Genomic DNA, 18,402 nt, shown 5'->3' with positions numbered 1-18,402 from the left:
CCACTATGGATAAGCAGAAAATTTATATTTTTGATACAACTCTTAGAGATGGGTAACAGTCTCCTGGAGCTGGTATGTCTTTTGAAGATAATATTGCGTATGCAGATCTTGCAGATAAGCTAAATATCGATGTCCTAGAAGCAAGCTTCCCTTCAGCAAGTAATACAGATTTTGAAATAGTAAATACTATCTCAAAAAGAATGGCTGAGAAAAACTCTAATATGGTTATTGCTGGACTATGTCAACTTAGAAAAAATCAAGTTGAAATTACTATGGATGCATTACGTCCATCATTGGCAATAGGTAAAGCTAGAGTTCATATGTATTTGCCTGTAGATCCAAATCTAGCTCAAGCTAGTCTTGGTAGCAAAAATGATAACGAGCAAAATATCAAAAATGTTTATGAGTTAATTAAACTAGCTAGTGATCAAGACTTTGAAGTAGAGTTTAGTGCAGAGGGATACTCAAGGCTAGGCGATACTTTTGACTATGTTACTGATGTTTTTAGAGCTGCGGTATCTGCTGGAGTTACAGTTATCAACTGTCCTGACACTATTGGTGGTGCTTGTGAGCGTGAAAATGATAACTACTTTGTCAAAAATATGACTAAACATGCTGAAATCATCAAAAAAGAATTCTCTGATAAAAATATAATTTAGTCAGCGCACTGTCATAATGATTTAGGATTAGCTTTAGAGAACTCAATGAACGCTGTATTTAACGGTCCTGCAACACAAGTAGAGGGCTGTATCAATGGTGTTGGTGAAAGAGCTGGTAACGCATCATTAGAACAATGTGTGATGTTTATAAATCTTTTTGGTAAACAAAAAGATTGTCATTATATATAATGATATTAATATTGCTAATTTTAAAACTATTTCAGATGTTATTGGCAAGAGAATGTTATCTAGACAACCACCACCCTATCACAGGTCTAAACTCAGCACGACACGCTTCTGGTGGGCATACAAATGCCATATTGAATAATCCTTTAGCATACCAGCCATTTCACCCAGAATCTGTCGGTAATGAAATTAGCTTTATTTTTGGTCCATTATCAGGTGGTAATCATGCTAAAAAGATTATCGAAGAAAATGGTTATATTTGTGATGATAAAGAAAAAGCAGCTATAGCTCAGCAAATAAAAGATATTTATCATGAGCGTAGAAAAGGTATCACAGATGAAGAGCTAATACAGGCTTATAAATAGATTAAATCTCCGATTCATGTATCAGCTATAGATTATGGGAAATCTAATAGTGAAACCTATGTTGAGATTAAAGGAAGATTCTTTGGTAATACAGACTATAGAATTACAGATCGTGGCGAAAACTCTGCTCTTTCAGCATTACTAAAAGGTATTCAAGAATATATCCCTGAAGTGAATATTTCAGATTACTTCTCTAGATCATTAAAAGATGCTGGTATTAACTCTAAATCTGAAACAACTATTATAATCAAAACTGGTGAAAATAGTCTAGTTGTTGGAGGGGTTGCTGTAGATCAAGATATTGAGATATCTTCACTTAAAGCTTTAATCACTGCTACTAATAAACTATATATAGAAACAAATTATAGGAAATAAAATGGAAAAAAATATTATTGATAAAATCTGGGATGCTCATGTTGTAAAACAAATACCTAATTTTCCAAATATTTTATATATAGATAGAATGCTAATGCATGAAGTAACTTCTGCACAAGCTTTCGATAGAATTAGAGAACTAAATATTCCAATAAATAATCAAAAATCAATCATTGCAACCGTTGATCATAGTATCTCGACATCGCCTATCAATCGTCTAGAAATGAAAGATAAAGTTGCTCAAGCTCAAGTAGAAAAACTGCGTAGTAATGTTAAAGAATTTGTATTGATTTTTATGACTTTGAAAGCCAACATCAAGGGATTGTCCATGTAATAGGTCCAGAGCTTGGTTTCACATTGCCTGCTTCGACTCTTGTATGTGGTGACTCTCATACTTCAACTCATGGTACATTTGGAGCTTTAGCGTTTGGTGTTGGAACATCTGAAGTTGGACATGTACTTACTACTAACTGTATTTTGCAATACCGACCTAAAACAATGAAAGTAGAGTTTGTCGATAAACCCTCAAAGTCAGTTACAGCTAAAGATATTTATGAAGCTAATTGCTAATATTGGTATTGGTGGTGCTGGTGGTTATGTCATCGAGTATGTTGGTCAAGCAATCAAAGATATGACTATGGAAGAGCGTATGACACTATGTAATATATCGATAGAATGTGGTGCAAGAGCCGGTTTAGTTTCTCCTGATGAGAAAACTTTTAGTTATCTAAAAGGTAAAAAAATATGCGCCTCAAGGTAATGACTTTGACAAATCTGTAGAATATTGGAGTAGCTTCATCAGTGATGAAAATGCTCACTATGACAAAACTATCAAAGTTGACATTGAAGGACTTGAGCCAATGGTTACATGGGGAATAAACCCTCAACATGCTATCAGTATCTCAGCTAAGATTCTAAGCTTGAAGGATATACCTACTCATCAACACAAGCTAGCTCAACAAGCTTATGACTATACTAAATTTAATACCGATGAAGATATCCTAGGTAAGGAGATTCAATGGGCATTTGTTGGTAGCTGTACTAATGGTCGTATAGAAGATATGCGCGCTGTGGCTAATATTTTAAAAGGCAGACAGGTTGCTAAAAATGTGATTATGTATATAGTGCCTGGGTCAGAGCAAGTACGAAATATTACCATAGCTGAGAGGTTAGATAAGATCTTTGCTGATGCTGGTGCTGAATTTAGAATGCCTAGTTGCTCAATGTGCTTGGCAATGAATGATGATAAAGTTCCTGAAGGGCAAAGATGTATTGGTACTTCAAATAGAAACTTCATCGGTCGTCAAGGTAAAGGAAGTATAACTCATCTTGCTTCACCACAAACAGTTGCTGCTAGTGCTGTTATGGGTAAGATTTGCAGTGTTGATAAACTATAAGGAGTCGTAAGAAATGCAAGCTTTTAAAAAAACTAATATCTAGCGCAATTCCTTTATGGCTAAGCGATATCGATACAGATATGATTATTCCTGCAAACTTTCTAACCCAAACAACTAAAGATGGCTAAGGCAAAAGTTTATTCCATAACTTAAAGGAAAAAGATAGTAGCTTTGTTTTTAATAACCCTGACTATTCTAATTCTGAAATATTGATTGCTGGAGATAATTTTGGCTGTGGTTCATCGAGAGAGCATGCTGTTTGGGCATTAACTCAAGCGGGTATCAAAGTTATAATTGCGCCATCATTTTCTGACATATTTTTCAACAATGCTGCTAAAAATGGCTTATTGTTAATCTCATTAGACAAAGATACTGTCAAAGAATTATGTGATAAGGCAGAAAATCCAAACTTTAGTATGACTGTTGATATACAAGAGCAAATAGTTAGTGCTGATGGTAGTATTTATAGTTTTGATTATGATCCTTTCCGTAAAGATTGTCTTATTAGAGGACTTGATGACATGACCTATCTTGTCGAGCATCTAGATATAATCAAACAATTTGAATAATCACAAAGAGGCTAAAATGGAAAAAAATATTGCTATATTAGTAGGTGATGGAATCGGCCCTGAAGTAATGGAGTCAGCAATCAAAGTTCTTGATGCTATTGCTAAAAAATATAATCATAAATTTAACTATATAGAGGCTTTAGTTGGTGGTGCAGCTTATGATAAATATAAAAGCCACTGTCCAGAAGAAACTTTAGAGATATGTAAAAACTCTGATGCAATACTTTTTGGCTCTGTTGGTGGACCTGTTGAAGCTCAAAATGAAGAAAAATGGCAAGGTTATGAGGCAAATAGTATTCTAGCTCTTAGAAAACACTTTGGTTTTAATATAAACATCCGCCCTAGCCAGATTTTTCCAGCACTCAAAGAAGCTTGACCACTAAAGGATAGTCGTATTGCAAATGGTGCAGATATTGAAATCTTTAGAGAGCTATCTAGAGATATCTACTTTGGTGAGCATAGAACTTTTACAGATGAACATGGTGTAAGATGTGCAACTGATATTGCTAAGTATGATGAACATACGATTAGAAATATTGTCGTGCAAGCATTTGAAAGAGCTACCCAACGATCAAATAGACTTACATCTGTGGATAAGGCTAATGTCTTAGATACATCTCGACTATGGAGAAATATTGTCAATGAAGTAGCTAAAGATTATCCAAATGTAAACGTTAATCATATGTATGTTGATAATTGTGCGATGCAAATGGTACTTAATCCTAGTCAATTTGATGTAATGGTTACTGGTAACCTTTTTGGTGATATTATTTCTAATTTAGCATCTGTATTACCTGGTTCTATTGGCTTAGTACCTTCTATAAGCCTAAATAAAGATGGCTTTGGACTATATGAGCCTTCTGGTGGTTTTGCTTATGATATCAAAGGTCAGGGTAAAGCTAATCCAATCGCACAGATATTGTCTGCATCATTAATGCTTTCTTATTCATTTGTCTTAGTAACAGAAGCTGAAGCTATTACAAGTGCGATTAATAAGACTCTTGAAGATGGCTTTAGAACTTCAGATATATACACTCAAGGAACTAAACTAGCCTCAACAATAGAGTTTACCGATAAGATTATAAATAGACTGTAAAATTCTTATTATCTCTTTATCCTAAAGAAATGTTATTCTTCTTGGCTATACTGGTAGCTAATCTAGCTACCAAAGCATATACGATACCTAAAATGATAGTTATTACACCTAGCCATAAAAAGTAATTTTAATAGATATTTAAACTCATAATAGGATCAATCTTACCTTCTGGCATAGCTACAAGCTAACCTAGCTTACCAGATAATGCACCACCAAAAGCTAATGCAAGCATAAAAAAGCCCATGCCTAGCGTAACTATCTCTTTTCTAAAATAAATCGCTATCAAAGAAAAACCTAAAGCAGCAACTAACAATTCTGCTAATGCTTCAAAGAAGAAGTAGATAATCATCCAATTACCATCAATAAAGCCATTTTTCTGCGTTAGCATAATGACTAAGTATAATGTTAATGGAGCTAACCCAGCTATCACTGTACCTATAGAATATTTATAAGGGATTGATAAGTGACTCACACTCTTCTTATACAGTATTGCCAAAATAGGACTTAGAACCACTAACCAAAAAGAATCTAGTGCCGCATAAGTTGCTGGAGAAACATTAAATCCAATCAAATTAATATTTACATTATGGTTAGCAAACAAAACTAGTGTAGAAAACATTTGGTTATAAATAATAAAATAGATAACTGCTTCAATTACTAAAATCACACCTATTATCTGTAGTATTTTTTCTTTTTTACTCGAAGTATTTTCTGCATCATTCAGCATGTACAAAAAAGTTAATAAACAGACAACTATTATCAGATACAGAGATATATCCGTCATCTGAAATAAAGCATAACAGATAGCTATTTGTAATAAACATTGCAATGAGACTAAAGCTTTAGTCTTATTGGTTATTTTTTTATTTTCCGGTTCAATATCTTTTAATAATCTTGCACGCCAAGCGTAGTTTGATAGTGCTAAAATCATACCAATAACACAAATTATAAAAGCATATGAATAACTAGTATATTTTGCAATAATAGGAGTAAATGCTGAATGTGACTGTGCAGGATTGTCATTAAAAATCTTTGAAATTAACGCTGTTGGAGCAGGCTTAAATAAACCATTACCAACAATAATTAATGATAACGCCTAACTGATATGCTTAAGATCATTAGACATTGCTAATACAACATAACCTAATAACAGTAGTATTGCTCCAATAACTAAAGCATTTTTTATGCCGATAACTTTATCAGATATATATCCACCTATGGTTGGCATAATATAAATTAATGAAGCAAATATACCAAAAATTAGATATCCTTGTGACTCACTAATATGACTAGTTGTTATAAAAAGCATATCTCTCCCATAACTCTATAAACCACGATACTGAAAACTGTCTAACCTTTATATCTTTTATCAAAACCAATTCTCTTTACTAAATTTATAACAATATAATCTATAACACATTGTGCAAAATAGTAAGCATAATTTTGTTTTATTGATTATAAATTGACTATAGATATTCAGTCACTTAAACTTTTCTTATATACCTCTTTACTGTTTTGAAAATGCTTATAACAAAACTCGATGAAAATTCTTTTAGCCTGAATGTCAAAACTAACTGTGTAATATCTTTTGACTATAATACTAATCAGCATGGGCAATTTAAGCTCTATCACAACAATGTGGTTATAGAATGTCATCCAATCCAAACTACCATATTAAAAACTAAGTATTATCATGTTGAATGGCTACTAGAAGCTCATAAAGAATACACTCTAAAAATTGTTTGTGATACTCAAAATGTAAGTATACAAAATGGTTGGCTGTATGATGATTCTTTGCTTGAGCGAGGAGGTATCTGCTTTAGTCTAAAACATGGTAAATGTCTGTCATGTCATTCTCATGATAATTAAAATATAAGAAATACTGTGCGTATACAATATCACTTTACTGCAAAAGAAGCTTGGTTAAATGATCCGAATGGCTTAGTTTACTTCAAAGGTAAATATCATATGTTTTACCAACATTATCCTTATGGTAAGCATACACCAATGCTACACTGGGGACATGCTGTATCTGAAGATATGATACACTGGCAACATTTACCTATTGCTATTTACCCTCAAAATGATCTTAATGATAGATATATTGGTGGCGCCTTCTCAGGAAGTGCTACAGTTGTCAATAATGCGCTTTTTCTAACTTATACAGAGCATTTTGAAGATTTAGACAACACTCCAAATGTTTTTATAGAAAAACAAAATCTCATCAAAAGCAAAGATGGTATTCACTTCTCAAAACCCAAAACAGTAATAAATCGTAAGCCAGATTTTTGTTCTTATAATTTTAGAGATACTAAAGTGTGGTTTGATGAAAAATTTAACTGTTATTACCTAGTTATTGGTACTTATGCAAATGGATATCCAAGCGTTGTACTGTATAGATCTGATGATGATGAAAACTAGGATTATCATAGTATCTTATTTCAAGAAAAAACTCTCTTAGGTAGAACATTAGAATGTCCAGATCTATTTTACCTTGATGGTAAATATGTTCTTATTTTGTCAATATTTGAAACCAAAGACAAAGAAGATTTTGCAGGTGCTATGAGCTTAATGAGACAGTTTAGAATAAACAAAGATAAACTTTTATCTTATCCTGTAGATAACTATAAAAATCTTAGTGTAGTGCTGATTGCATTAGCGATAATGATTTATGTATATATCGAATATATTGTTTCGTATTGGTTCTCACCATATTTACAAGAAGCTAAGCATCCAAAAGTCACAGATGTTAGTCTTATTATCGGCTTATTTTGGGGTATTATTGCCATTTCAAGATTGATTGTAGGACTATTCGCACTTACAAGGATTAAGCCTACTGTTTATATTATGATAAGTTCATTTATTACTTTGATAGGATTTATAATATTCTTGATTGCTGAGAGTCTTTATGGATTTATATTAGGTGGTGTAGTCTTAGGATTTGGATGTGCGGCGATGTTCCCTACACTTCTAGGCTATGGTATAAATAATGCTAATTACTCAAGTCCTAAAGTATCTTCTTTCTTGATAATGTCAGGTTCCATCGGCGCTTCAATCTGCTTGTTTATTTCTAGATTCTTAGGTCAACATATAGACAAACAGGTTCCCATTATACTCGGACCAATTTTATGTGTGATTATTATAATTATAATTTTTATGGTACATATAAGAAAGTCTACTTCTCAACAAAATAGAACGTAAAAGGTTTCTCTTGAGGTTTTATTTTATCTGTTAATTGTACATTTTGGCACGTCTTATATATCACATTATAGCCTAGTGTTTTAATATCATTATCTATATAACCATATTCACCACCACAGCCAAGGAAAACCATAACCATAGAACCTTTAGAATCTAATTTATACCATTGCCTTACAAACTTAGGATGCTCTCTCATAAAGACAGTCAAATAAAGTCCATAATCCCAACTTCCTGATGCATATTCTGGGTAAGCTAAGTGATTATCTTTAATTAAATTATCGGCTACTACAGCAATACTATTACTAATATTATTATGCCCTATTTTATTATTTGTGAAAGTACCAATATTAAATGCAATAAAATAAATTAAATTCACAATCAAACCAAGTACTACTACTTTATATAGAGAAATATTTGAGATTTTTAGTCTAAATAATATGTATATAGCAGGAATAAATAATGTTGTCGCACACACTAACCACTCTGTTGGTAATGCCCCATTAAACATCTCCAATAAACAAAAGATTATATATGGAACCATTTCTATATAAATTATAGCTTTTTGGTTATTGGATAGTTTAGAGTGTATTCTTATTATATTTTTTCTAAAAGCTAAATATATAAGAATAACTATAGCAACAGCGAAGTTAAGTAGCTGAAATATACTATCAAATAAGCCATTACATATATTAAAGAACATACTAGAATTAGGTTCTGCAACTCTAGCTGCTGCATAATGTATAGTGATAAAATTAAGCTCATACAAAGAAACCATACCTGGTATTAGTAATACAAAACCAAATACAGCTGATAACAAAATATTCTTAGTGTAACAAACTTTGTAATTAAATATTAAATATTCCAGCATTGCTACTGCTACTATAGCTATTTGAAACTTAGCATACACTGCTAAAGCAACTATTAAAGCAGTTAAGAGCCGATAGATTATTTTATTAGTATCTATAGCTTTTATAAAAAATAAGCACTTGCCGTCCAAAATGGTAGCCGTATTATATTTTGATTATATTGAAGAAAAAATTCTCCCATATAAAAAAAGCTTAATAATGATAGTAAGGTAACAAAGATAGCTTCTTTATGCTCAAAATATAGCCTCATTATCTTGTATACATAGAGCCAAGTAACTACTATACAGATAGATGTTGCTAGTAGATTCGCTAATAATGGCGAAAAAAATAATACAAATGGTCTAAGGAATAGTGCTCCTAAACCAGGATGCTTATCATACATTAAACTTGGATGCATACCCCACATAATATTTTCTACAGTATCAGGAGGAATACTATTAGGAGAGTGAATCAAAAGAGTTAGCCCATCCCATATCAAAAGATACAAAATAACAAAAAGAACTAGAGGAAATATTTTTTTCATTTAGAAATTTTATTTAACAAATATTTTTGTAAGAATATACAACTGTTTTTGATACAATTTAAGGATTGATTTAACAAAAATAATATATTGATATGCTTAGTATCATACAGAGAGTAAACTGCGCAAATGTAATAGTTGATGGTCAAAAAGTTGTTGATATAAATAAAGGTATCTTAGCACTAGTATGTGTTGAGAAAGAAGATACTAGCCAAAACTTCGAAAAAATGGCTGATAAAATCATCAAGTATCGTATATTTGAAGATGATACAGGCAAGATGAACCTATCTCTAGCTGATATTGATGGAGAGATAATTCTTGTACCACAATTTACACTTGCTGCAGATACAAAGAAAGGTAATAGACCAAGCTTTAGTAGCGGTTGTCCTCCGGAGATAGCAAAAGAAAAATTCAAAGAATTTGAAGACATATTCAAGAATAAACATAATAAAGTCCAATCTGGAATATTTGGTGCTGATATGAAAGTGTCTTTGACAAATGATGGTCCTGTAACTTTTACTTTTAAGGTATAAATATGCAAAAAAGAATTTGTATAATTGGTGGTAGTGGTGAAATGGGTCAGATGACTCAAAATATCTTTAGTAAATTCCTACCTGAATATGCACTAACTATCTTTGATGTAAGTGATTGGCAAACGCCCGAACAAAAACTTGCTAATCAAGACATTGTTATATTATCTGTACCAATATATTTAACTGATGAAATTATCAAAAAAAACAATACCCTATCTTTCTGAAGGTACTATCTTAGCTGACTATACCAGTATAAAAAAAGAGCCTCTAGATAGTATGTTAGCAAATTATGACGGTCCTGTTGTCGGTCTGCACCCAATCTTCGGTCCAACTATTAGCTCTCCCGAAAATCAAGTAATTGTAGTCTGTGATGGTAAACAGCAAGATAAGTATCAATACTTTATAGATGATCTAGCGAGAATTGGCTTTAGTATCGAAAAAATGACTGCCCAAGATCATGATGAAGCTATGACGTTTATCCAAGGAATTGAGCATTTTAGTGTGTACTGTTTAGGACTGTTTCTTAAACACAAGAATGTTGATATTCAAAAAATGCTAAAGTTAGCGAGTTCTGTATATAAAATGGAATTAAATATCGTAGGTAGACTTTTAGCCAAGGTCTCGGCTTATATGCTGATATTATTATGTCAGATAAGCAAAGACAGCAAACTATTGCTGAATTTGTAAACTCTAATGCTGAGAAAATATCGGATGGTGATAAATAAACTTTTATCGAAAATTTCAAAGCTGTCAAAGAATGGATGGGAGATTTTGCACCACAATCTTATAAAAATACGGATAAGCTACTGCTTAAAAAGAAAGGCTACTAATCTCTTTAACTAGATTTTTACCTCTAATAGGATTAAACATTATAGAGCTTAGCGATAAATGGTCTGCTCCAGCCTCGATATATTTCTTAGCATCATCTAAAGTGTAAACACCTCCGCCACCAATTATAGTAATACTATCACCAAACTCTTCTCTAGCTTTTTTGATAGCTGGCAAACTATACTCATGTAATGGATAACCTGAAACACCTCCCTTAGCTGTAGGGATAGTATTACATAAATGAAAAGTTGTAATACCTACTGCAAGATACTCTCTAATCTTAGCATTATGATCTACAGTTGGTGGCATTTTGATACTAATATTTCTATCTTCAAATAAAGACGCTAACTCAGCTGGAAAATCAACAATACTAGCATTAGGACAACCTATATTTATCTCAATATTTTTATGATTTGCAAACTTTGGTAACTTCAAAGTCTCTGCAAAGATATGCCAGTCTGACATCTCTAATGCTGCTAGAGATATTATATCCCGAGCTCTTTTGGGTGGATTTGCATTTGCCAATCCTGGATTACGTAGACCTATCTTATTACGCCAAGCATTTTTTTCTACTTTACGAATAGTTTTTATCGCTTGCTTGATAAGCCCCCAACGTCTATTAACTGTAAAAGAACCATAAATATTAGAGGTTTCGGTAAATTTAAGATATTTGCCAAATGGTGGCGAGATTATTATTCTTTTAAGATATTGATTTTGCATCTTAACACTCAAACTCTTTTAGCTTCTCAACAATATCATCAGCACGAAGTAGAGGTCTACCGACTATAATATAGTCAACACATAGCTCTTTGGCTTTTTTAGGTGTCAAAGCATTAAAGTGATCATCACTTAAGTCACTCTCAAGCCTCACACCTGGTACATATAATTTAATTTTATCCCCAAATTTTGCTCTAACATCTACAACTAAATGTGGATGACATATGAAGTTTTCCACACCTAAATCCACACATCTCTCAAATTTTGCTAGACTATCTGTCTTATCAAAATTAGCTTCACTACTAAGAGTAATCACAGCTAATGGTATTGCTTGTGTATCTGCTGTAAGTGCAGCTTTGATCATTTCATCACTAGCAGTACCATGAAATGTGAAATATTTAAAGTTTGGTATTGCTTTTGAATAATTTTCAATTGCGGTTTTAACTGTATTAGGAATATCGTGTAACTTAAAATCCAAAAAAATATCTTTATCGCCAACTAGTTCATGAATTTCTTTAAAGGATAGCGTTGAACACAGAATATGACCAATTTTAACACAGTCAACATACTTTGAAACAGTGACTGTTTTCTCTAAATCAGACTTAGACATACCATCTGCTGAGAACATTATTTTCATTAAGTTTCTCAAATGATTAATCGATGTTGAAACTATATATTAGTTTAATTTATGGAGATAGTAAACTATATTTTTAGCTTCTCATTTTGATCTATGTCAAATTATGATAACTGTGTCTAATAGTCTTTGGTTGATTTAGTTTTTTCCAATTTTTAATTTTATATTTTTGAAAAATTTTTAACTCAAGATCTAACTTACTTTTTATAAAATCCTTAAAATTATGTATTATTAGATTATAGAAGCATAAAAGGTAGGTTTATTATGGCTTTAAAAGTAGTTATTTCTCATAGAACTCAATATAAGTATGATAAGAAAGTTTCATTATCTCCGCATATTAATAAGATTAAGACCTGCTCCTTATAGCAGAACACCTATAGAATCTTATTCACTCAAGATTAAGCCAGAGAATCATTTTATTAACTGGCAACAAGATCCATTTGGAAACTATTTAGCTAGATTAGTCTTCTCTGAACGAACTGATGAGTTTAGTATTGATGTTGAAATTATTGCTGACATGATTACTATTAACCCTTTTGATTTCTTTGTTGAAGAAGGGGTAAAGGACTATCCTTTTCAATACAAAAAAGATTTGAAAAAAGAGTTAGCACCATATATAGAGTTAGAAGATCGCTCAAAAGAGTCAAGAGACTTCGTCGCTTCTATAAATAAATCTAAAAAACCCATAATAGACTTCTTAGTAGAGATAAATCAGAAAATATATAATACTCTTAACTATACTATCCGACTTGAACCAAGTGTTCAGACTCCTAAAGAGACTCTTGATAAAAAACTAGGAAGTTGTAGAGACTTCTCTTGGCTATTTGTACAAGTTTTAAGACATCTTGGTCTTGCAGCAAGATTCGTATCAGGCTATTTAGTACAACTAAAAGCTAATGTTGGGTCATTAGATGGACCTAATGGACCAGAAGAAGATTTTACAGACTTGCATGCTTGGACGGAGGTTTATATACCTGGAGCCGGCTGGATTGGTCTTGATTCTACTAGTGGACTTTTTGCTGGAGAAGGTCATATCCCTCTGGCGTATACTCCTCACTATAATAGTGCTCATGCTATTGAAGGCGCTACGGATGTCTGTGAAACGGAATTCTTCTACGAGAATAAAGTCACAAGAATATTTGAGTCTCCAAGAGTTACCAAACCATATATAGAAAAGCAACGGCAAGATATTTATAACTTAGGATTTAAAGTTGATAGAGATCAAGTTGAAAATGATGTCCGACTAAACTAATGGAGGTGAACCAACTTTTGTATCTATAGATGATATGGAATCAGCTCAATGGAATACAGAAGCTGATGGACCACATAAAAGAGAGTTAGCTAATAAGTTATCTAGAAAATTATTATCATCCAATACTAACGGTGGATTGTTACATCATGCTCAGGGTAAATGGTATCCAGGAGAGCTCTTCCAAGGTGGCAGACTACTGTTTACTGGCGAAAAGATGGTAATCCGGTATGGAGAAACCCAGAATTATTAGCCGATATGAATAAATCATATCCATACAAAACTGCTGATGCTAAAAAATTCCTATCTACATTATCTTTGGTTTTAGGAGTTAGTGATCAAAATATCGTAGCTGCTTATGAAGATCTTATTTACTACATAATTAAAGAGGCTGAGCTTCCGATAGATGTTGATCTAATGAAATATAATCTCAAAGATCCTTTAGAAAGACGTACTATAGCTGAGAAATTAAGCTTTGGACTAGATGAAGAAGTTGGTTATGTACTTTAGATTTTGGTAAAACAAAATGGATAAGCTCTAAATGGGAATTTAGAAGAGGAAACCTATTTTTATTAGCTGGTAATTCTCCACTTGGCTTTAGACTTCCTTTAGACTCATTAATTCTTAAGCCACATGTCGAGATTGAAAAATCTGTCGAAACAGACTTGTTTGCATCATACCCTAACCTTAGGGACTATATAACATCGGTTGAGCAAAGAGCAAAAGAGATTAACTCAAATACCTCATAATACTTATAGTGCATTTGTAAGAACTGCTATTTCTACAGAAATTAGAAATAATAAGCTATGTATATTCTTACCACCGATAAATGATACTGAAGTATTCTTAGATCTGATAGCCTCTATAGAAGTAAATGATAAGAAACTAAATATGGCAGTTATTATAGAGGGTTATGAACCACCTCAAGATAATAGAACAGATAGAATAAAAGTAACTCCAGACCCTGGTGTTATAGAGGTAAACATACAGCCAGCACACTCATGGAAAGAGCTAAGTGATAATATACTTGGATTATATGAAGATGCTAGACAGTGCAGACTTGGCACAGAGAAATTTGCAATTGATGGTAAACACACTGGTACCGGTGGTGGTAACCATGTCACACTAGGTACTGCCAAGCCAAGTGATTCACCACTATTAAGAAGACCTAATTTGCTTAGAAGTTTGATAACATTTTGGCAACATCATCCTGGTTTATCATACTTATTTAGTGGTGCATTTATTGGTCCTACTTCTCAAGCACCAAGAGTTAATGAAGGCAGATTAGAAAATCTATACGAATTAGAAATAGCCTTCTCACAAATACTCGATGATGACTCAAATATACCATTCTGGTTAGTTGATAGATTGTTTAGACATATGCTTACTTATATTACTGGTAACACACACAGAAGTGAGTTTTGTATCGATAAACTTTACTCACCAGATAGTAGCTCTGGCAGATTAGGTATTTTAGAGCTTAGAGCATTTGATATGCCTCCTCACTCTCAGATGGCACTATTGCAAATGTTATTAGTAAGAGCGTTGGTATCTTGTTTTTGGAAAAAACCATACAAGCATGACTTAGTACGCTAGGGAACAAGACTACATGATAAGTTCTTATTAGAGCATTATGTAAAAGAAGATATCAGAGAAGTTGTACAGTTCCTAAATGATGAAGGCTATGAGTTTAAACTTGAATGGTTTGATCCATTCTTTGAGTTTAGATTCACTCTATATGGTATGACTACTATCAACAATATGCACTGCGAGATAAGAGCTGCAATAGAACCATGGCATGTATTAGGTGAAGAGTCTAGCTCTCAAGGAACTGCAAGATATGTTGACTCTTCTGTAGAGAGATTGCAGCTGAAAATCCAAAACTTTAACGATGAAAGATATGCTGTAACATGTAATGGTGTACAAATTCCATTATCAAAGACAAATGTTGAAGGCGAGTATGTCAGTGGTGTTCGATACAAAGCATGGCAGCCGTGGTCAGCATTACATCCAACTATTGGTTTTGATACTCCATTAACTTTTGATATCGTTGATAAATGGAATAATAGATCTATAGGCGGCTTTAACTACTTTGTTTCTCATCCAGGTGGTAGAAGTTATAAGACATTCTCTATTAACTCATACGAAGCGGAATCACGTAGAATTAATAGATACTGGGACTTCAATCACTCACAAGGCGATCTTGTTGAAAATGATCCTGTTGTATCAGCTACTGGTAATACTGCTTACAGTAATGAGACTAAGAGATTATTGTAGATAAAAAAGGGTAGCTCTAAGCAGTTTAATTACCACCAAATGCATAAGAATAAAGAATATCCATTTACTTTAGACTTAATACAAAAATGGATAAAAAATAACTAATCTCTTAAGATTTTCTCTTTTTAATTCTCTAAATCAACTTATTGAGCTACTTTGATACTTTGCAAACTATTTGCTAATAACTCTATATAATTTGGATTTTGAGGAATACCTTTGATCTTTTGTTTTTTCACAAGCTCACTAAGCTTTTTAGTTAAGTCTTTATCTTTATCAATTTCGCTGATGTTTTGACTTATTGCCGGATAGAGTTGTTCATCAACTTTTTTAATCTTATCTCGATATATAGATAAACAATCAGGGCTTTGTTGCTCAAGCTGTTGCTGAGTTGCATTTTTTGCATAATAATCTTCTATTTGCTTAGATAAATCCATTTGTAATTGGATAAAAATCAGAAATGAGCTAGATTCTAAATGATTCTTTTTTGCTAAAGCTTGAGCATTTTGTAGTACTCTAAGCTCTTGATCTGCATCATATAGAGGACTATTAAGCTTATGCTTACATATTCCGACACCTTGCATCAAAGAAGCTCTTTTCACCAAAAGATTAAGTGGCTTTTCAACCGAAGCATAAGAAGCCCCTATCATAACAGCAAGTAGCGCTATTATTTTGAGTAATTTAGTCATATTTAAACCTTATATTTATTTAAGTTTTGCACAATTATAACAACTTAACCTTACAAAACTTTAACTTTTAGATAACCATATTATGCTTTATAATTATAAATATAGATATCTTTTACAGCAATTCCTAAGGGGTGTAAGATATGTTAAAAAAGCTTTATCGGTAATATCTGCTTTAGCACTATCATCTTGTAGAAATAATTGGAATCAATAATATTCCTCAAGCTAAATATACAAATATTAAAACAGATGATAATTTCTCTGTTAGAGTTTATGCTCCTCTTACTGAAGCTCAAGTAACTGTGGAAGACTCTGACTATAAGTCTACTGTCAACAAAGGTTTTGGCTACTTGTTTAGATACATAACTGGTGCAAACATTACTAAACAAGATATACAAATGACTGCTCCTGTCAAAATAGAACAATCATCACAAAAAATTCAGATGACTGCTCCAGTAATGATAGCTGAGGATGATAAATCATGGACTATAGCTTTTGTATTACCAGCTCAATATACTCTACAAAATGCTCCAAAACCAACTAGTGATAAAATCAAATTGGTTGAGAAACCTGAAACTAAAATGGCGGTAGTTACATTTAGTAGTTTCCTAGACAAAGACTCTATAGATAGCAATACGACTAAACTTAGAACATGGATAAAAGCAAACAATTACGAAATAGTCGGTCAACCTGAAGCTGCTGGCTATAATCCGCCATGGACAATACCATTTTTACGTACTAATGAAGTTATGATACCGATAAAATAATAGTTAAACTTAGAGAATATCTACATTCTTAAGCAAATATTCTGCAAGAATACGTCTCTTATCTTGTTTTGATGTTTGTAAAAAATAGCAATACAACTTAACATCTTCTTGGGCTTCATCCATCTTAATTTCTATCAGATCTCTAGAATTAACCTCTTGTCTAACTAAGGGGTCAATCGACCAAATAATTCCCAGTCCGTGTATGGCTGCATTTTTTAACTCATCTGTTGAGCTAGATAAATAATCATAGTTCAGATTTACAGATGATTTACCAAACTGCCAACCTTTGGGGTGAGTGAGGGTATTTACTAAAGTATTATGATGAGACAGATCTGATAAAGATCTAGGGATTCCTTTTTTCTCAAGATATCTAGGTGATGCATACAATTTACGCTTAAATGAACAAAAAACATATTTAACCAGTCTAGGGTCAGCAACATCTATAGAACTTATGGAGACATCACATGTGCCTTCTAAGACTGTAAGTGGGGAATTAATATTATGTATATTGAGCTTTACTTGATCATATTTTGATAAAAAATTAGCAAAATGCTCAATAAAAAAAGCGGCATTAAGTCCTGCTGTTATCGAGACTGCTATCTCACCTCTTGGTTGTATATCTCTATTCTCAATATCATTTTGTGCGCCTTCGACACGCTTTACAATATCTTGCGCGTAGTCAAGAAATACTTCTCCTTTAGCTGTTAACTCTACTTTTCTTGTAGTACGTATAAAAAGTGATGATGATAGCCATTCTTCAAGAAAATTAATCTGCTTACTAACTTTTGCTAATCCAAAACCTTGTTTTCTAGCGGCTACTGTAAAACTAAGATTCTTAGCTACTAGAATGAAACTTTTCATGCAATCAAACCTATCCATACTATTTCCAATTTGAAAATACATAATTATTATTATATATGTTTTTCAAAGATAATTTTAGTGTGAAAATATATATTAGAAGTTTTTTATAAAAATCTGCGATACATAGGAAATGAACATTATGAAGAACTATTCCAAATCATTGTTAAGAATAATTGTAATAATACTTATAACTGTCATTACTACAAGCTGTGCCTCGATTGACAATACCAAGTATGAAAATGGATACTACATTGCAGAACTTAATCATAGTTTTGACAAAGTCTATCAGGTGATAATCAATAGTATCAAGGCAGGTATTACTTATGATGAGAATGGTCATGCTTACGATTTAGTAGAAAATAGTCAAACTAATGACAAAGCAACTATAACAGCTATAAATAATAAGAATCATAGTGATCGAATAGAAATAATCATCCACAGAATATCCAAAAATATCACAAAGATTATGATCAAATATGATAGTAACGGAGATTATATTAGATCTTCTGCTCTGCTAAATACTCTTAAAGAAGGATTAGCCGTATAGCAAACCATAATTCTTCATAAGATTTGCACTTCAAGTTTGTTGTAGCTCAATCAAAATTAAGTAAAAGAGTTT

At 32.5% G+C, this 18,402-nt stretch carries 14 protein-coding genes and 7 pseudogenes; 13 read left to right on the top strand and 8 right to left on the bottom strand.

The window, feature by feature from the left end; all coding sequences use genetic code 11:
* Window positions 1-5: 5 nt before the first annotated feature.
* The 5 genes and pseudogenes from FNO12_RS00195 (at window position 6) to leuB (ending at window position 4,647) form a co-directional block, all read left to right on the top strand.
* Window positions 6-1,585 (top strand): annotated as a pseudogene (locus tag FNO12_RS00195) (hydroxymethylglutaryl-CoA lyase-like TIM-barrel protein).
* A gap of 1 nt (window position 1,586) precedes the next feature.
* Window positions 1,587-2,345, top strand: a pseudogene (locus FNO12_RS11675) (aconitase family protein).
* Window positions 2,346-2,382: 37 nt separating this feature from the next.
* Window positions 2,383-2,982, top strand: a complete 600-nt coding sequence (locus FNO12_RS11670) for an aconitase family protein (RefSeq protein ID WP_367888647.1) — start codon at window positions 2,383-2,385, stop codon at window positions 2,980-2,982.
* A pseudogene (gene leuD, locus FNO12_RS00185) lies at window positions 2,979-3,551 on the top strand (3-isopropylmalate dehydratase small subunit). The gene FNO12_RS11670 and the pseudogene leuD overlap by 4 nt, the downstream one beginning before the upstream one ends.
* Window positions 3,552-3,567: 16 nt before the next feature.
* A pseudogene (leuB, locus tag FNO12_RS00180) lies at window positions 3,568-4,647 on the top strand (3-isopropylmalate dehydrogenase).
* 184 nt (window positions 4,648-4,831) lie between these two features.
* Here leuB and FNO12_RS09885 read toward each other — a convergent pair.
* Both FNO12_RS09885 and FNO12_RS09880 read right to left on the bottom strand, forming a co-directional pair.
* The gene (locus tag FNO12_RS09885; RefSeq protein ID WP_231138692.1) at window positions 4,832-5,686 is read right to left on the bottom strand and encodes a POT-type proton-dependent oligopeptide transporter; all 855 of its coding nucleotides are present in this window, start codon (window positions 5,684-5,686) and stop codon (window positions 4,832-4,834) included.
* Between the two features lie 57 nt (window positions 5,687-5,743).
* Complete coding sequence (locus tag FNO12_RS09880) at window positions 5,744-5,956, bottom strand: hypothetical protein (RefSeq protein ID WP_231138658.1); 213 nt, start codon at window positions 5,954-5,956, stop codon at window positions 5,744-5,746.
* Between the two features lie 212 nt (window positions 5,957-6,168).
* Between FNO12_RS09880 and FNO12_RS09875 the strand changes: the two genes are divergently transcribed.
* Window positions 6,169-6,516: a hypothetical protein gene (locus tag FNO12_RS09875; protein WP_041257269.1), complete on the top strand. Its 348-nt coding sequence runs from the start codon at window positions 6,169-6,171 to the stop codon at window positions 6,514-6,516.
* 3 nt (window positions 6,517-6,519) lie between these two features.
* Window positions 6,520-7,848, top strand: a pseudogene (locus FNO12_RS00170) (MFS transporter).
* Here FNO12_RS00170 and FNO12_RS00165 read toward each other — a convergent pair.
* Complete coding sequence (locus FNO12_RS00165) at window positions 7,823-8,845, bottom strand: glycosyltransferase family protein (RefSeq protein WP_231138657.1); 1,023 nt, start codon at window positions 8,843-8,845, stop codon at window positions 7,823-7,825. The pseudogene FNO12_RS00170 and the gene FNO12_RS00165 sit on opposite strands and share 26 nt — an antisense overlap.
* Complete coding sequence (locus FNO12_RS09870; RefSeq protein ID WP_231138656.1) at window positions 8,818-9,237, bottom strand: glycosyltransferase family 39 protein; 420 nt, start codon at window positions 9,235-9,237, stop codon at window positions 8,818-8,820. The genes FNO12_RS00165 and FNO12_RS09870 overlap by 28 nt, the downstream gene beginning before the upstream one ends.
* A 92-nt stretch (window positions 9,238-9,329) precedes the next feature.
* Between FNO12_RS09870 and dtd the strand changes: the two genes are divergently transcribed.
* The 3 genes from dtd to FNO12_RS09860 are packed head-to-tail and all read left to right on the top strand — an operon-like array spanning window position 9,330 to window position 10,454.
* Window positions 9,330-9,767, top strand: coding sequence for a D-aminoacyl-tRNA deacylase (dtd, locus tag FNO12_RS00160; protein WP_014714158.1), 438 nt, complete (start codon window positions 9,330-9,332; stop codon window positions 9,765-9,767).
* 2 nt (window positions 9,768-9,769) lie between these two features.
* Entirely contained in the window at window positions 9,770-9,991 is a 222-nt protein-coding gene (locus FNO12_RS09865; RefSeq protein ID WP_231138655.1) for a hypothetical protein, read from the top strand.
* Window positions 9,954-10,454 (top strand): prephenate dehydrogenase/arogenate dehydrogenase family protein, encoded by a 501-nt coding sequence (locus tag FNO12_RS09860; RefSeq protein ID WP_231138654.1) that lies wholly within the window; start codon window positions 9,954-9,956, stop codon window positions 10,452-10,454. Before FNO12_RS09865 ends, FNO12_RS09860 begins: the two co-directional genes overlap by 38 nt.
* Window positions 10,455-10,577: 123 nt before the next feature.
* Here FNO12_RS09860 and FNO12_RS00150 read toward each other — a convergent pair whose 3' ends face one another.
* Both FNO12_RS00150 and pyrF read right to left on the bottom strand, forming a co-directional pair.
* Window positions 10,578-11,315, bottom strand: a complete 738-nt coding sequence (locus FNO12_RS00150; RefSeq protein WP_041257421.1) for a diguanylate cyclase — start codon at window positions 11,313-11,315, stop codon at window positions 10,578-10,580.
* A 1-nt stretch (window position 11,316) separates the two neighbouring features.
* A complete protein-coding gene (gene pyrF, locus FNO12_RS00145) occupies window positions 11,317-11,949 on the bottom strand; it encodes an orotidine-5'-phosphate decarboxylase (protein WP_030003302.1) in 633 nt (210 codons plus the stop codon).
* 261 nt (window positions 11,950-12,210) lie between these two features.
* Between pyrF and FNO12_RS00135 the strand changes: the two are divergent.
* Window positions 12,211-15,577 (top strand): annotated as a pseudogene (locus FNO12_RS00135) (transglutaminase family protein).
* Between the two features lie 38 nt (window positions 15,578-15,615).
* On the opposite strand, the gene FNO12_RS00130 reads toward FNO12_RS00135, so the two are convergent.
* Entirely contained in the window at window positions 15,616-16,158 is a 543-nt protein-coding gene (locus FNO12_RS00130) for a chorismate mutase (protein WP_014714155.1), read from the bottom strand.
* A gap of 82 nt (window positions 16,159-16,240) precedes the next feature.
* Between FNO12_RS00130 and FNO12_RS00125 the strand changes: the two are divergent.
* Window positions 16,241-16,922, top strand: a pseudogene (locus tag FNO12_RS00125) (SOUL family heme-binding protein).
* Window positions 16,923-16,931: 9 nt separating this feature from the next.
* Here FNO12_RS00125 and FNO12_RS00120 read toward each other — a convergent pair.
* Window positions 16,932-17,801, bottom strand: coding sequence for a LysR family transcriptional regulator (locus FNO12_RS00120; protein WP_041257268.1), 870 nt, complete (start codon window positions 17,799-17,801; stop codon window positions 16,932-16,934).
* Between the two features lie 121 nt (window positions 17,802-17,922).
* On the opposite strand from FNO12_RS00120, the gene FNO12_RS00115 reads away from it, so the two are divergent.
* Entirely contained in the window at window positions 17,923-18,330 is a 408-nt protein-coding gene (locus tag FNO12_RS00115; RefSeq protein WP_014714152.1) for a DUF3568 family protein, read from the top strand.
* Window positions 18,331-18,402: the final 72 nt, after the last annotated feature.

The organism is Francisella orientalis FNO12, assembly GCF_001042525.2.
Lineage (GTDB): Bacteria > Pseudomonadota > Gammaproteobacteria > Francisellales > Francisellaceae > Francisella > Francisella orientalis.
Note: the sequence above shows the minus strand (reverse complement) of the source record. Positions and strands in the feature narration are given on the sequence as shown.

Bases quoted from the DNA above. Each gene is read 5' to 3' on its own strand.
- FNO12_RS09880 (WP_231138658.1), bottom strand. From the start codon at position 5,956: ATGCTTTTTATAACAACTAGTCATATTAGTGAGTCACAAGGATATCTA.
- FNO12_RS09875 (WP_041257269.1), top strand. From the start codon at position 6,169: ATGCTTATAACAAAACTCGATGAAAATTCTTTTAGCCTGAATGTCAAA.
- FNO12_RS09870 (WP_231138656.1), bottom strand. From the start codon at position 9,237: ATGAAAAAAATATTTCCTCTAGTTCTTTTTGTTATTTTGTATCTTTTG.
- dtd (WP_014714158.1), top strand. From the start codon at position 9,330: ATGCTTAGTATCATACAGAGAGTAAACTGCGCAAATGTAATAGTTGAT.
- FNO12_RS09865 (WP_231138655.1), top strand. From the start codon at position 9,770: ATGCAAAAAAGAATTTGTATAATTGGTGGTAGTGGTGAAATGGGTCAG.
- FNO12_RS09860 (WP_231138654.1), top strand. From the start codon at position 9,954: ATGAAATTATCAAAAAAAACAATACCCTATCTTTCTGAAGGTACTATC.
- FNO12_RS00150 (WP_041257421.1), bottom strand. From the start codon at position 11,315: ATGCAAAATCAATATCTTAAAAGAATAATAATCTCGCCACCATTTGGC.
- pyrF (WP_030003302.1), bottom strand. From the start codon at position 11,949: ATGAAAATAATGTTCTCAGCAGATGGTATGTCTAAGTCTGATTTAGAG.
- FNO12_RS00130 (WP_014714155.1), bottom strand. From the start codon at position 16,158: ATGACTAAATTACTCAAAATAATAGCGCTACTTGCTGTTATGATAGGG.
- FNO12_RS00120 (WP_041257268.1), bottom strand. From the start codon at position 17,801: ATGGATAGGTTTGATTGCATGAAAAGTTTCATTCTAGTAGCTAAGAAT.
- FNO12_RS00115 (WP_014714152.1), top strand. From the start codon at position 17,923: ATGAAGAACTATTCCAAATCATTGTTAAGAATAATTGTAATAATACTT.